The following is a 16,035-nucleotide window of genomic DNA, read 5'->3' as shown; positions in this document are numbered from 1 at the left end:
TATGACGCAGCAGACAGAAAACAACTCTCAAGGTCTTATGATCGAGTTGAAAGACATGAACAAGTGGTACGGTGAATTCCACGTACTTAAGAACATCAATTTAGAAGTTAAAAAAGGCGAGAAAATCGTTATCTGTGGCCCTTCAGGCTCTGGTAAATCAACGATGATCCGCTGCATCAACCGATTAGAAGAGCACCAAAAAGGTCATATCTTCGTTTCAGGTAATGAATTAACGGAAGACCTAAAGAACATCGAAGCCGTGCGTAGAGATGTCGGCATGTGTTTCCAACACTTCAATCTGTTTCCACATCTGACGGTATTAGAGAACTGTACTCTGGCTCCAATCTGGGTCAAAAAGATGCCAAAAGAAGAAGCCGAAGCGATTGCAATGAAGTACCTAGAGCGCGTAAAAATCCCTGAGCAAGCGGACAAGTTCCCAGGTCAGCTTTCAGGTGGTCAACAGCAGCGTGTAGCTATCGCTCGCTCTTTGTGTATGAACCCTCAAGTGATGCTGTTTGATGAGCCAACGTCGGCGCTCGATCCAGAAATGGTTCGTGAGGTGTTAGACGTAATGGTTGAGCTTGCAGAAGAAGGCATGACGATGCTTTGTGTAACGCACGAGATGGGCTTTGCTAAAGAGGTCGCGGATCGCGTTATCTTCATGGATGCCGGTGAAATCATAGAAGAGAACAACCCTGTCGATTTCTTTGAAAATCCACAATCAGACAGAACGCAGAACTTCTTAAGCCAAATCTTACACCACTAATGTGTTATGATGCATAAACTACAGAGGCGGCTTAGGTCGCCTCTTTGTTTTCAGTGTTATAATTAGTTTTTCAAGATTATAAACAGCGATTCAGTGCGATTAAAATTGAACAACGAACCTTAACTGCACTTTAAGAAATGCTTTGTTACACCTTCAGAAACACTTAACCGACTATTTTGATTATTATTTTACGTATACAAGAGGAATGAGAGACTTGATTTTTCGAACTTTCACCCCCATAAATGTACTAATAACTATTGAAGTCACCTTACGAGGAAGATTATGAACAGCCCTATGTTTTCACGCACAGCATCTCAAGAAAGTGCTCTGCAAACCAATAAAGTGTTGCGTAACACCTACGCATTACTGTCTATGACACTACTTTGGTCTGCTGTTGTAGCAGGCGTATCCATGGCGATGAACCTTCCTCGCCCGAGTCTTATTATCATGCTAGTTGGCTTCTACGGCCTACTTTTCCTAACAGAAAAGAACCGTGACAACAGCATGGGTCTAGTCTTCACATTCCTATTTACAGGTTTCTTAGGCTACACCATCGGTCCAATCTTAAACATGTACGTTGGCGCAGGCATGGGTGATGTCATCCTAACTGCACTTGGCGGTACAGCACTGGCGTTTATGGGCGCATCAGCTTACGCACTAACAACTAAGCGTGACCTGTCGTTCCTTAATGGCATGCTATTAGCGGGTTTCGTAGTACTACTTGTAGGTATGGTTGCAAACATCTTCCTACAAATGCCTCTACTATCATTGGCAATGAGCGGTATGTTCATCCTGTTCTCGACTGGTGTTATCTTGCTTACAACGCAAAACATCATTCGTGGCGGTGAAACAAACTACATCTCTGCAACGATCAGCTTGTACGTATCGATCTACAACATCTTCATCAGCCTACTAAGCATCCTAGGCATCATGGGCAGCGACGACTAATCGTTCCCATCATTGAAGAATATCTAGCCCAAGAGCCTACCTCTTGGGCTTTTTTGTATCTATAAGTACGATATTTCATTGGATAGCTACAATTTCTGTTGAGAAAGACAAACTTGGTCATGTACCCTATCCGCATAGTTAATTGGATTCTGGATTAAACATGTTTGAATATAACGGCAAGCAAATCGAAACCGACGCTCAAGGCTACCTATTGGATTACACGCAATGGGAAGAAGGCATGATTGAAATTCTTGCTCAAGACGAGGCGATTGAACTTACAGATGCACACTTAGAAGTCGTACATTTTGTAAGGAGCTTTTACGAAGAGTTCAACACCTCACCAGCGGTTCGCATGCTCGTTAAAGCAATGGAAAAAGCTCACGGCCCAGAAAAAGGCAATAGTAAGTACCTTTTCAAGTTATTCAAAAAAGGCCCTGCAAAACAAGCGACCAAGCTCGCCGGTTTACCTAAACCAGCAAAGTGCTTGTAAAACCTAACCCGCTTTAGGTCATTAAGTTACGTTCAATATAAAATACTGTAGTGCTACAACTACAGTATTTTAAACGCCCCTATGCGTACGTCCTGGCGCTCACTATCTTTAACTTGATGCATCACAACGTTGTCTACTGTTGCGCTCGAAGGGCCAATATAGAGCCAAGCATGTAACTTCTCAATTTGCTGACTCTCTCCGACAACTAACACTTCAACTCGACCATCATTTAAGTTCTTTGCATAACCTGAGAGACCCATAGCTTGCGCCTGCCTACTGGTGTGGTAACGGAACCCAACACATTGAACTACGCCTGACACGACAAAAATATATTGTGAACTTTCCATAACGTTGCCTCATAAATTATATGAATGATATAGTCGAGTTTCTATTCATTCACCGCTTATTGGTGGACTTACTTCGAGTATAACGATTATGAAAGAAATCCCATTTCGTTGGATTGACAAATATCTCATTCACCTAAAAATCCAAGAAAAGTTCTATCTACTATTCTTATTGCCTCTTCTCGCCCTGGTTATATTAACTCTCGTTTTAGATAGTGCCGCGGACTCTTTACTTGCTCACCTTTATCAAGAAGAAATGCTCTTGATGAAAGGGCTTATCGAAGCGGGTCAACTCACTAAAGATCAAGTAGCTCAGCTTGTCAGCAGCTCTGAAACCATCTCTTTAGGCTACGGTGCTGGTTCTGTTTCAGTGATGAATGGAGCGTTCAGCCTAGTTGCTAACCATGACCAAAACCTTTGGTCTGCTCTATCGACGACTCAGGTTTCTATCATCGCTGTAACCCTAACGCTTATCGCGCTAGGTGTTTACTACATTATGACCTTCATTGGCGGCGCGATGTTCTCTATGAACAAAGCTTTGAACACCCTAGCGAATGGCGACTTAACTTGTCGCATGAACTACTTCTTAGTTCGTGACGAGTTTAGTGAAATCGCGATTACAATCGATAAAGTTGCGGAGCGTGAACAAAACATGGTTCTATCAATCCAAGAGTCTGTCGCTCTCATGCAGCAGATCAGCTCGGACTTGAACCAGTCAACACAACAAAGTTCAGACATCTCAGGTAACCAACAAGAACACCTGAATAGCTTAGCAAGTGCAACGGAACAAATGGCGGCTACCATTCGCGAAGTCGCTACCCTTGCTCATGCGTCTAGCTCACAAACGATGGACGCTCGCGGCGTTGCTCAGAGCGGTCAAGTCAAGGTTTCAAATACACTGGAGTCTATCTCTAGCCTATCTCAAGAGATCCAGTCCGCTTCACAAGCAGTAGAAGAACTGGATGCCAACGCGGCGCAGATCGATGAAGTAGTCACAACCATCAACGGTATTTCTGAACAGACTAACCTGTTAGCGTTGAACGCAGCTATCGAAGCCGCACGTGCTGGCGAGCAAGGTCGTGGATTTGCTGTTGTTGCCGATGAAGTTCGTGCCCTTGCCGGTCGTACTCAGCAAGCAACGGTTGAAATCCAAAGCATGATTGAATCATTACAACGTAACAGTCAATCACTGACCAAGCTGATGGAAGTCACGGTGAACAATGCTAACGAAGGCCAAACACTGATGTCAGAAGTGAACGTCGAGATCGGTTCATTAGCGGAAAAAAACCAGTCTATTTCAGATAGCAGCACTCAAATTGCTACCGCGGCTGAAGAACAAGGCGTAGTCGCTGACAACATTGCACAGAGTGTTGAAGAGATTCGTCATCAGTCAGACAGTATCTGCGAGATGATCAGTAAGAGTAATTCCAATGTTGACCAACTTCGTAAACAAAGCGATACGATGGAAGGTTTGCTGACAGGTCTTAAAGCTTAATACTGATATCCACCACAATGTGTTGATTAATCATTACTAGGGCTGCTTCTGCAGCCCTTTCTTATTTGCTTTTCACCTGCACTTCCCCGACAATACCCCTCCTTCAAATTCAACAAACAGAGTAAATTATGACTCCTTCAATTCATCTAGCTAAAGGCCGAGATAAATCACTACGCCGCAAACACCCTTGGGTATTTTCACGCGGTATCGATAAGGTCGAAGGCGAACCAAAACAAGGTGAAACTGTAGACGTATATGCTCAAAATGGTCAGTGGCTTGCAAAAGCGGCTTACTCACCAGAATCTCAAATTCGAGCTCGTGTTTGGACATTTGAAAAAGAAGAGATCAACAAGGCGTTCTTCGTAAAACGAATTCAAGACGCACAGTCTTTACGAGAAGACATTATCGAACGTGATGGTCTAACGGGCTACCGCCTAACGGCCGCAGAGTCTGATGGCTTACCAGGTATCACAATCGACAAATACCAAGACTTTCTTGTTTGCCAACTGCTAAGTGCTGGCGCTGAGTTTAACAAAAGCGTATTGGTTGAAGCGTTAATAGAGTGCTTCCCTGACTGCAACATCTACGAGCGTTCAGACGTGGCAGTTCGTAAGAAAGAAGGCCTAGAACAAGTTGTCGGCGTTCTTCATGGTGAAGAGCCACCAAAATCTATCGTGATTGAAGAAAATGGCGTTAAAATCAGCGTGAACATTATGGAAGGCCACAAAACAGGCTTCTACATGGACCAACGTGATAGCCGCAAAGAATCGATGAAGTACGTTAAAGGCAAAGATGTCCTTAACTGTTTCTCATATACAGGTGGCTTTGGCCTTTACGCACTTAAAGGCGACGCGAAGCGTGTTATCAACGCTGACGTATCTCAACTTGCTCTTGATACCGCTAAATTCAACGCTGAACTTAATGAGTTTGATATCTCGAAAAAGCGCGCTGTATTCCTAAACGCTGACGTTTTCAAACTGCTTCGTGAGTACCGTGATCAAGGCACTAAGTTTGACGTAGTGATTATGGATCCGCCAAAATTTGTTTCAAGCAAGAATAACCTAACTTCAGGCGCCAACGGCTATAAAGACGTTAACATGCTTGCAATGCAAATCCTGAAACCAGGCGGCACTCTACTCACCTACTCTTGCTCTGGCTTAATGGGTACTGATTTGTTCCAAAAAATCATCGCTGATGCAGCATTAGATGCAGGCCGAACGGTTAAGTTCGTCGAGCGCTTCGAGCAAGCAGCCGATCATCTAACAGACACAGCCTACCCAGAAGGTTTCTACCTGAAAGGTTTTGCTTGTAAGGTTCTTTAAATACAAATTACCAGTCTAAGAAACAGCGTTACAGTTCATAAAAAACCGAGATTCTTCAATCTCGGTTTTTTATTAGTATCAGCAAACTCAATCGTCTTTAATAACTAGGATGTCAGACAAACTATTCGTCAAGTCTGCAGCGGAGAGGCCATCAAATTCAATTTTAACTTGCTGCCCATCTTTTTCTACAACCATGGCGGAGTTAACTTCGCCTCCTTCAACCTCGATGTTGTCTAACAACTCAGTGACTTGTTGTTGAGTTGGCGCATCAGCAAATAAGTCAGACAAATCAACCTTATCTCCTTCCGCGATGCTAAAATCGGAGATTCGATCGGTACTTCCATCTAAATCACCATCAACCCACTTGAATATATCAGCGTCATCACCACCAATAAGGATATCGTTTCCGAGACCACCAATCAGCGTATCTTGACCAACTCCACCTTTAAGTGCGTCATCACCACTCCCACCATCTAAGTAGTCATTACCAGTACCACCATCGATAGCGTCGATACCTGCTTGTCCGTAAACTGTATCGTTACCGTCACCAGTGAAAGCAATATCGATGCTGTCATTCTTATTCATACTTGGTCTATAACTATCGCCTTCCGATACAAAATCATCACGCTCAGCCGCACCGTCTTTAGGGTTCTTGGCTAATGACTCACTCCCCCCAAGGTAAACCGTGTCGTTTCCACCTCCTAGTTGAACGTAATCACCACCTTTGCCAACATCAACAAGGTAATCGGTGTTTGTATTATCAAACGTTGATGTTCTCTCATTTTCTGTATTCCCAGCAGAGAATTGATGCTTCTGCCATTGAAGGTCAGCTCCATCTACGGTAATCGTGTCGGTGACATCTCCAGAAGAACTAATCGTGGTTGGTGTTACGGGCTCAGGAACCTCAATTTCTGCAGTTGCCGTAGAGCTTGCAAATTTGTCCGCTCCCGTAACATATTGCTCTTCACTAACTGCTTCAACTGTAATACCAAAATCACGATTTCCAGTATAATCCGCCGGGAATACTAATTGAGCACTTACCGTCCCCACAACTCCAGCTGCATCAACAGCAAGTGCAAGTATGTAATTACTTGTACCATTGACTGGCGTTTGCAGTACTCCATCTACATACAGTTTCAACCCTGAAGGAATCCCGGTTAGTTCGACTTTGTCGTTTAAGGTTTCGCTTCCATCGACATCAACAAGCGCAACTGACACATCAATCGGTAGAACTTGCTCTTCTAGAATTTGATAAGTACCAGATTCATTATCCAAACTCACGATCGTATCTTTGAATACAATCTGCTCTATCTCATAAAGGTGATCACCAGCTTCTTTATCACTAGCACCTACTTGGTCGGCCGTATCAATGAAACGTTTGTCTTCAACAATCCAATATGGAACTTCGCTATGATCATCTGCAGGGAACCAACGTAAAACGTAATCTGATAAATCCCCTGTATAAATAACACTGTCGACTTGGTTAGGATCATCGATTGAGCCTATGCCTCCGTCAAAGTGGTCATTATAAGCACTTCCTATAAATGTATCACTTCCCTGTGTACCCGCCGATACATCACCGACAAAGTGGGCGGGAGACAATGCTACATCATCTGGATCGCGCTGATCTTTCGCGATAAACAAATCATCTTTGTCAGTACGATCATCAGTAGTATCAGCGTTATTAATCAAGTCTCCACTAGAGGTGAGCCCCTCAACAATGTTACCCGTGTTACCCATTTCTAGTAGAGTGCCATTATTAAATAGATCTTTAATGGCCTGTTCATCAGATGTATCGAAGCTAGGTTCCACTCGAATTGTTTTTAAATCACCAATAGTAATAGTAACAACAGGAGCGTCAGCCACAGGCGTAATATCTACCGTAAGCGTATGCTCTTCTGACGTACCATTCTCGTTTACAGCCTTGAACTTAATTTCAGCGTAGTCATTCGATTTATTGCCTAAACCATCAACATTAAAGCCGTCATAACCAGATTCGTTAGCATCTGGATTAAAGCCGATCACGCCTGAAATTAATTGAGCCGATGTAATCTGACTCGAGTTTAGTGGCTGCCAATTTGGCTCTTGAACAGTACCAAGGTTAATCACCAACGCTCCATCGAGTGGTTGATGAGTTATCACTATATCGTTGCCAGACTCAATCCCAAAATCATCAATCGATAGCACTAAAACAGTATCTTCTTGTCCAAAGGCTTCCTTACTTTCAGCATCTGGTCCAACAGGTACTGGATGGACAATTAGGTCGAAGGCCCCGTTCGAAATCTCACTGGTATCGCCGACAATCTCGTCTGAAATCGCTTCAATCTTAACGCTATAAGTGCCTGGTTCATCAACCTGAATCATCAGATCAGCGAGCACTGTTTCCGCAGTACCATTTGAGGTTAGCCAAGCAGATATGTCTACTTCACCATCAGCATTAACAACAAGCTCCTGGCTTCCAAGTTTAACAATTGAACCTTCAGGCAAACCAGACACGACGAGTCTCAACGCCTCTGAGCCATCGGTATCAACAAGCTGCGTAGTGATCTTAGAGACATTGATAAAGGTATCTTCCAGCCCTTCATTAATATCGAACGCTGGGTAATAACCACCCTCTAAGGATTCATGTTCAACCTGTGTCCCGATATTAACTTTATCCTCAAGCGAACTTACATCAGGAACAATATCAAAGTTGTCCGTGTTAAAGTCTACGGGTTCATTGCCACCAACTGCGACACTGATAGTGGCATTACCTGGACCAGCCTCGTTGTCGTGGAATGCAGTAATTGTGTACCAACCTGATGCCGATGGTACAAAGGCTGAAGACTCATAGGTACCACCTCCACCCCAAGTTTGAGAGGCCATGGTTTCACCACCGACTTCAAGTCTAAATGAATCATCTGCATGACCACTAAACACGTATGACTCACCAGCAACTAGGAATACTAAACCAGTAAGTTTGCTCGAAATGTTTTCGATAGCTGGAGAGTTCTGAGTGCCAAAGTCTGGCGCCTGTGTAACTTCTGAAGAGTTGGCAACACCTGCAGACTCGATTGCTTGTTCAACAAGGTCTGGAGCCACTCCGCTACCATTGTTGTAATCAAAGTCTAGGTTTTCCCATTGCTCTAACTTAAAACCTTCATCTAAATCTACATTTGGTGTTTCTACAACTAACTTGGCAAGTGTCGTATCAGGGCGAATATCAATCGACATCGTCGTACTAGAGCTGATGTTGATGCCGTCAGAACTGTGGTAGTTAAACTCCGCATAATCTTGCTGATTATTGCCAGTTGCTACATTCTCTTCATCAGACATTAATGTACTTGATTCATAGCTTACTGGGTTGAATATCAAGAAACCTTGTTCAATCTGCTCTTGGCTTACTGATACTCCTGTACCAATCGTTTCAGTATTTAACAGAACCCATTCATCAGTTGATTCGTTGTACAGATACATATCACCCGCACCTGGAGCACTAGTGATAACAATCGACAATTCACTAGAATCTGCGTCAGAAACATTGAAATCGGCCCACTTAAACGTAATCGATGAACCTTGGGCTTGTGCCTCATCGCCAATGACATGTGAGTCCTGTGCTTGCGGTGCTTCATCGTTATCAATGATCGTCGCAATACCTTGCTTACCACCCACTTCGAGCGTGAAGTTCTCATTTAACTCATCAATGCCGTCTTCGTTAGTTGGTACCTTGATGTCAAACGACGTTACTCCCGCAGGCACAACAAGCTGACCATTAACAAGCGTCACTCCCTCAGTGAACTCTACGTTGTCGGTGAAATCTTTGTTATCACCGAGCTCGGCAGAACCGGAGTTTAACGACCAGTCGAATTGAGTCTCTTGACTGCTTGTGTTAACTAGGTTCACGGTGAAGACAGCTACATCGCCTTCAATTACTTGTTCATTATTTGGATTAACCGCGTTGCTCACTGTATCGATAGTTGGAGCTTCATCGTTATCAGTAATGCTGCCCACTGCAGATTCACCATCAACAGTCACGGTGTAGGTTTCAGCGATCTCATGGAGACTGTCATCAATTGTCGGAATCAAGATTGCAAAGTCCTTCACTCCAATTGGGACAATCAGTTTTCCACTTTGCTGATCATAGGTGACGCCATTAGTAAAACGAACCTGACTCAAGTCGAGATCTTTTTCTTCACCCGAATCATTCGCAGCATCCGTGTTCTTACCAAAAGTAACGTCCAATACAGACTCAACAAGTGCACTTGAATCCAGAATTACTTTAAAGCCAAGATCATCACCTTCAACTACTGAGTCTGCTAGCAGGTCTACAGACGCAACACTAGAAGGAGTCGGTAAAGGGTTGACGATAACATTAACTTCAGCACTCGCGATTTGGCCATTATCATCAGTAACCTGATATTTAAACGTTGTTTCACCGACAAAATCATCGCCAGTTAAATCAAAGTATACGATGCCGTCTTTGATATACGCATTACCTTCCGTTTCACCGTATACATAGGTAATACGTAGATTGTCGCCATCTGAATCGATATCGTTATTTAGAAGCTCAGAACCGATAATGCCAGCAAGCTTCGATGTTGGAATCTCAAGAATGCCGCCTTGATTCACTGCATACGCGCCTTCACTAGAGGCTTTAAAACCAGTTAGGAAGTAATCTGACGCATCATTATCATTCGTTGCTTGGTTGGAATACTCAGTTGCTTCAAATACCACAGTATCAAACGCGATTGGAGTACCATCAGGACCAAGCGGTGTTATTTCGTAAGTACCTTTATTGTTACCGTCTTCAGCAATAAACGTATCACCTGCAACCGCTACGCCATTGAGGTACGCTACCCAACTGCCTTGTTCATGGTTATCAGTGAAATCACCGTCATTACCTTCGTTTTTAAACAAGTTAGATACTGAAAATGTAAACTGAGTAGCAGGGCTATCTAAGTTGATTTCAAACTTCTCAGATTGCTGCTCTGCACGATCATATTCAATCTGAGCACCCAATCCACCTACTTTGCCGGCAACACCAATCTTAATGCCGCTGTGTGCGAAGTCTTTATCTTGGCCATTGAAGCTAGCATTTAGCTCAGCGCCTTCGGCTGACCATGGAGAGTCGTTGTCTTCACTGAACTCACCCAGTTTAACTTCGAAGCCTTGCGGATCGTTATTCGCATTCAGGTCACCAGACTTATCGATAGTAACTGTCTTAACTTCACTTTCGTTACCATCACTGTCTACCGCTTTATATTCGAATGAATCTGACGCCTTAGCTTCAAGAGAAGTCAGCTCCCAGTTACCTGGTCCTTGTGTGCTTGCTTCCACCGAAACAATCTCAGCACCTTCAGGAGCGACAATCGTGACATTTTGATTATTGTGGGTGTCATCATAAAGGAAGGTTTTGTCTTCTGTGACACCATTACCATAATCAAAGGTGACTGTAATCTCAGCTCTTGATTGAACACTATCATCAGCATTTGGGGCAAACCAACCACCCAAACCACTTAGACCAACCGTTACTGAGTCCGCTGGACGAGAAGAGAAATCAATGTTGATCGCCTCGTCTTGGTGAATACCGCGATTAGTCGATGCAATACCGAAACCCATATGGCCTTGCTGACTGTTGTTTTGCACTAAAGGCTTAGCGTCAACGTTATTTCGACCTTCCGAGGTAATGGTGACGACATCACCATTATCAAACTTCAGTTCGCGAGTATACGCATCTACTTCATCACCCCAGTTATGGAACTCTGCAGTGCTATGAGGGCCTTTATCTAATGTGGATGTATCATCAACACCTAAGAAGAAGCCCGTTGATTCTTGGTCATCTTCATAAACGATGTTGTTAGGATCTGCATACGTCTGCCCAACTACCACTTCAACCTTGTTATTACCATCGACATAGTAAAGAGTTCCTGAATCAGGCAGCTCTGTGATGATCACGCCGAGATTTGTATCTGCGTCATTATCGTTATCATCTTCATTATCAGAAATATGGTCTGTACCATCACCTTCGATAGTCCCCATCCCGGTATCGAAAATAACTTGCGAAGAGCCATCTGCATTGAGAGAAATAGAGAAGTCTTCAGCTTTTGGCGGGTTATCATGGCTATCGTCAATAGCTACATTTTTATCAGCACTAGAAGTATCTAGCTTCTCAAATACATCGGTACCATCTTGGGTTACGGATACAACACTAACGTTAAACTCTTGTCCAACTTCGTATTCGTTGTCTTGTTCAGTTTGAATCTCAAAGGTCGCTGTATTTGTATTTGCGTCTACGTTTACAGTTATAACTTCAACAATATCTTCATTGCTCGCATTTGTGTAAGAGTACTGAAGAGTAACCACACTATCTTCAGGCACTTGCTCACTTAGCGTAATCGTAAATGGACTTGTCTTATCACCCTCAATAACTGAATCGGGACCAGTCAGCCCAACTGTAACGGTATCTTTGTCGTTTGTGTCTGTCTCATCGACAATCTTAGCTGTACCTGAGTCCTGTTTGTCATTTTCAACAAACTCACTAGTTGAGCTAGCATTTAGAGTTACAGTCTCTTCACCCTCAAGCAATTTATCATCAAGAACCTTGATGAAGACTTCTAAGCTATCAGAGCCGCTAGCAATAATAAGATCGGCAAGCTCCTGATCTGAAAGCGCTTTATAATCTTGTCCATCTTTAACGTAGATCTTGTCTTCGTAATCGACACCTTTAGTTGCAGTATCCCCTGCCGACCCTAGTGTAAGAGCAAGACCAACGTTCTCAGAGACAAGCTCATCTAGGTTGATTTCAAATGATAAGAAAGCATCTTCTGCTTCTGTCACTGGTTGGCCAGCAGTAACTGTTAGCTCAGCAACAGGTAATACATCAACATTCACTACAACCGTATCTGTACCACCGTTACCGTCCGACACGGCAACAACAAATGAATCATCTCCATCAAACTCGTTGTTCGGAGTGTACTTCCACTCGCCCGTTTCAGGGTCGATCTCAACACTACCGTTTGTAGGTTGGCTCACCGTGTAAGTCAGGTCAGTGTCGTCAATATCGGTTGCAGTAACCTTACCAGATACAGAGTTATCCTCTTTAGTCGATACACTTATTTGATCAGTATCGCCAATCGGCACTCCATCTTTGACAAATATTGGAGCATCATTTTCTGGAGTGACATTAATCGTAACCACGGCGGAATCAGTACCACCTTTACCGTCAGAAACTGTGTAAGTAAACGTAGCGATACCATTGAAGTCATCCGCTGGAGTGTAACGAACGGTCTGAGAACCATCTTGTAGCTCAACTAACTCAACCTGACCGTATGTTGGATCAATCACTAAACTATCTAAAATGATTAACGTATCACCATCAACATCAGAGTCATTCGAAAGTAACTCGCTACTAGGTATATCGAGAGTTACATCTTCTTGTGTCTGAAGATTTTTAATCACTTCTTGAAATTTGATATTGTCTAGATAAGTCCCACTCTTGTCGCCTTCAGTGCCAACTTCTCTAAATGAAAGGGTATTTGAACCATCTCCACTCCCACCTAATAATTCCAATAACTGGGTTTGCATTATGTTACTTTCAGGGGTGATCGTAGCAACAACTTCGCCGTTCCAAATGACCTCAAGCTCAGCACTCGGCAATCTTTCGTACATTGCCGTATCAAAAGACAGTTGGTATAAGGTACCGCTTTCTACACCTTGAATTTGTTGAGTAAGGGTTACATTGTCACCATTACCTTCCATATCAATCATACGATCGCCGTCTGTTTCATCAACAGCATAGCCTTCTTGAACTGAATCTAAAGCACCAGTTCTTGCATCGTAGGACCAACCATCTAGTTGGTCGATTCGAGAACCCCAACCGGCATTTGATACCGATTCATAGTCTTCAAAGCTACCATTGACGATCAGGTTATCACCTAACGCTCTTGAATCATCGTTCGCGATAGGGTCATCATTTACTGGTGTGACATTAACGGTCACTGTCGTAGTGCTTTTTTCACCATGAGTATCAACAATGGTGTATTCGAAAGTCGCTTCACCATTGAAGTCTTGGTTAGGTTCAAACACGACATTGCCATCTATCAGCAGAACAGAACCGTTTGTAGCATCGGTTGCGTTGACAGAAAAAATGGTTATGTCATCCCCATCAACATCGAAATCATTGGCTAACAGCTCACTACCACTAATAGTAAGAGCCTGATCTTCTTCCGTTATGAGTTTGGGTGCATCTATTCCGGTAACTGTAATGTTATCGATAAACGCACCAAGCGAATCAGATTCACCCGCACCAGCAAAAGCGATTAAAGTAGCATCACTACTAACATCAAACTCAGCATTTACTTGATACCAACCTTTGTTATCCGGACCATCTAGTGTTACAGAAATGCCTTCTGGAGCAGTCACTGTTCCATCCGCATGCAGCGTAATAGTTGTATTCCCAACAGTAAAAGTCATATCAGACGACGAGTTGCCGTCTTGGCGAGGGTTATAATCGAACTCTACCCTCAAAGAGTCTTGATCCGACGTATCAATTGATGTCGTCATCACCGTATTTTTATGTGGGTCTAGCTCTGCGTAAAAATCACCGTCGGTAGCATCAACAATTAAGCCGTCTCGCTCAATCTCTATACCATTAGTAAAGTCCCATACCTCTGATGGATCTTTAGAAACAACCGTCCAACCCGCTGGGTTTGCCATATTTTCAAATGACTCAGTGAGCAATATGGTTTCTTGAACGTTTTTGTAAGAATCACTAATGGCTACGGGCGCATCGTTGACTGGCGTCACCGTCAAGTTGAACGAGCTGTCTACCGGTGTGCTGCCATCTTCGTTGCCGTCTTCAACGTTAATATCGAAAGACGCCGACGTGGTTTCGCTGCCGTCATGCTTGAACGTCACTTTCCCCGTCGCCAACTGCGCCACCGTAAAGCTGCTCGACGCGACGCCGTTCACTAAGATTGTGCCGTTACTCACGTTGCTGACCGTGAAGCTCACGCCTGTGTCCGTATCGTCAACGTCCGTATAGCCAAGATCTGCCGCCGTGATCGTGTAGCTGCCTGCTTCATCCATTTCACCCAACAGATCGCCTGTCAGCTCCGGCGCATCATTCACTGGCGTCACCGTCAAGTTGAACGTGCTGTCTACCGGTGTGCTGCCATCTTCGTTGCCGTCTTCAACGTTAACATCGAACGACGCCGACGTGGTTTCGCTGCCGTCATGCTTGAACGCCACTTCACCCGCCGCCAACTGCGCCACCGTGAAACTACTAGACGCGACGCCGTTCACTAAGATTGTGCCGTTGCTCGCGTTGCCGACCGTGAAGGTCACGCCTGTGTCTGTATCGTCAACGTCTGTATAACCCAAGTCAGCTGCCGAGATCGTGTAGCTGCCTGCCTCATCCACTTCCGCCGCCAAATCGCCTGTTAGTTCCGGCGCATCATTCACTGGCGTCACCGTCAAGTTGAAAGTGCTGTCTACCGGTGTGCTACCATCTTCGTTGCCGTCTTCAACGTTCACATCGAACGACGCTGACGTGGTTTCACTGCCGTCATGTTTGAACGTCACTTCACCCGCCGCCAACTGCGCCACAGTGAAATGGTTCGACGGAACACCACCGACTAAGATTATGCCGTCACTCGCGTTGCCGACCGTGAAGGTCACACCTGTGTCAGTATCATCAACGTCCGTGTAGCCTAGGTCCTCAGCCGTAATGGTGTAGCTGCCTTCTTCATCAACTTCACCCAACAAATCACCTATCAGCACTGGTGCATCGTTCACAGGAGTGATATTAAGCGTAACTTCTGCTTCATCTTCCCCACCGTTCCCATCGGTCACTTTATATTTAAAAGTTGCCTCACCGTTATAGTCGGTATCCGGTGTGAATGTAATTGTATTGTCTGTGTAGTCGACAAACAGTTCACCATTAGCCGCGGAGGTAATTGAACCGACAACAATTGAGAGCTCATCACCATCAATGTCAGTATCATTCGCCAACAACTCATCAAAAGAAATCGTGATAGACGTGTCTTCAGCAGTAACAAGTTTAGATTGATTAATACCTGTCACTGTAATGTTATCTAACAACGCACCATAGCTATCTGAAGCTCCAGCACCTGCAAATGTAAGGTCCGTAACGTCCCCTTGGACTTCGAACTCAGCCGTGATCTTATACCAACCATTTGCGTCAGGTTGCCCTATTTGGACATTAAGTCCGTCGGCACCCGATAGAGATCCATCGGCGTGAACAGTAACTAACGTGTCACCGACTTTAAACGTCATGTCAGAAGATGAATTACCGTCTCGTCGAGGGTTGTAATCAAATTCAACACGCACGCTATCTTGGTCTGACGTATTAATATTTGTTGTGATCGCGGTGTTTTGATGAGCATCAAGCTCAGCGAGGTAGTCACCGTCTGTCGCTTCAGCTATGAGACCGTCACGCTGAATCTCTAGACCATTTGTTGCTTCCCAATCATCTAGTTCGTCGCCAGTTACTACAGTCCAACGACCTGTGTTTGTCATGTTTTCAAAGGACTCAGAGAAGAGCAGCGTCTCACTATGAGTTTCATATGTGTCATCAATCGCTACTGGACCGTCGTTGGTGCCTGTCACGGTAATGGTTAAGGTATTGGTTTGGTTGACCGTGCCATCGCTTGCGGTGTAGGTGAACACCA

At 44.3% G+C, this 16,035-nt stretch carries 7 protein-coding genes; 5 read left to right on the top strand and 2 right to left on the bottom strand.

From position 1 onward, the window contains the following. The first annotated feature begins 1 nt into the window (after window position 1). The 3 genes from AB4133_RS18945 to AB4133_RS18935 all read left to right on the top strand — a co-directional run bounded on the left by AB4133_RS18945 (window position 2) and on the right by AB4133_RS18935 (window position 2,204). Window positions 2-766: an amino acid ABC transporter ATP-binding protein gene (locus tag AB4133_RS18945; protein ID WP_017059704.1), complete on the top strand. Its 765-nt coding sequence runs from the start codon at window positions 2-4 to the stop codon at window positions 764-766. 282 nt (window positions 767-1,048) lie between these two features. Next, a complete protein-coding gene (locus tag AB4133_RS18940) occupies window positions 1,049-1,714 on the top strand; it encodes a Bax inhibitor-1/YccA family protein (protein ID WP_372126238.1) in 666 nt (221 codons plus the stop codon). 160 nt (window positions 1,715-1,874) lie between these two features. Continuing rightward, window positions 1,875-2,204 carry a TusE/DsrC/DsvC family sulfur relay protein gene (locus tag AB4133_RS18935; protein ID WP_017057205.1) on the top strand — a complete coding sequence of 110 codons (330 nt, stop codon included), beginning with the start codon at window positions 1,875-1,877 and terminating at the stop codon, window positions 2,202-2,204. A gap of 59 nt (window positions 2,205-2,263) precedes the next feature. On the opposite strand, the gene yccX is transcribed toward AB4133_RS18935, so the two are convergent. Further along, the gene (gene yccX, locus AB4133_RS18930) at window positions 2,264-2,551 is read right to left on the bottom strand and encodes an acylphosphatase (protein ID WP_017059706.1); all 288 of its coding nucleotides are present in this window, start codon (window positions 2,549-2,551) and stop codon (window positions 2,264-2,266) included. An 88-nt stretch (window positions 2,552-2,639) separates the two neighbouring features. Between yccX and AB4133_RS18925 the strand changes: the two genes are divergently transcribed. Together AB4133_RS18925 and AB4133_RS18920 are read left to right on the top strand one after the other, a co-directional pair. Next, window positions 2,640-4,043, top strand: coding sequence for a methyl-accepting chemotaxis protein (locus tag AB4133_RS18925; RefSeq protein ID WP_102319806.1), 1,404 nt, complete (start codon window positions 2,640-2,642; stop codon window positions 4,041-4,043). A 128-nt stretch (window positions 4,044-4,171) separates the two neighbouring features. Continuing rightward, window positions 4,172-5,365 (top strand): class I SAM-dependent methyltransferase, encoded by a 1,194-nt coding sequence (locus AB4133_RS18920; protein WP_017059708.1) that lies wholly within the window; start codon window positions 4,172-4,174, stop codon window positions 5,363-5,365. An 87-nt stretch (window positions 5,366-5,452) separates the two neighbouring features. Here the strand turns inward: AB4133_RS18920 and AB4133_RS18915 are convergent, their stop codons facing one another. Further along, window positions 5,453-15,973 (bottom strand): tandem-95 repeat protein, encoded by a 10,521-nt coding sequence (locus AB4133_RS18915; RefSeq protein ID WP_372225358.1) that lies wholly within the window; start codon window positions 15,971-15,973, stop codon window positions 5,453-5,455. Window positions 15,974-16,035 lie beyond the last annotated feature (62 nt).

It is taken from the genome of Vibrio sp. 10N.286.52.F8 (assembly GCF_041468745.1).
GTDB classification, from domain to species: Bacteria; Pseudomonadota; Gammaproteobacteria; order Enterobacterales; family Vibrionaceae; genus Vibrio; species Vibrio crassostreae_C.
The sequence above is the reverse complement of the archived record's forward strand: the minus strand, read 5'-3'. Positions and strand labels throughout refer to the sequence as shown.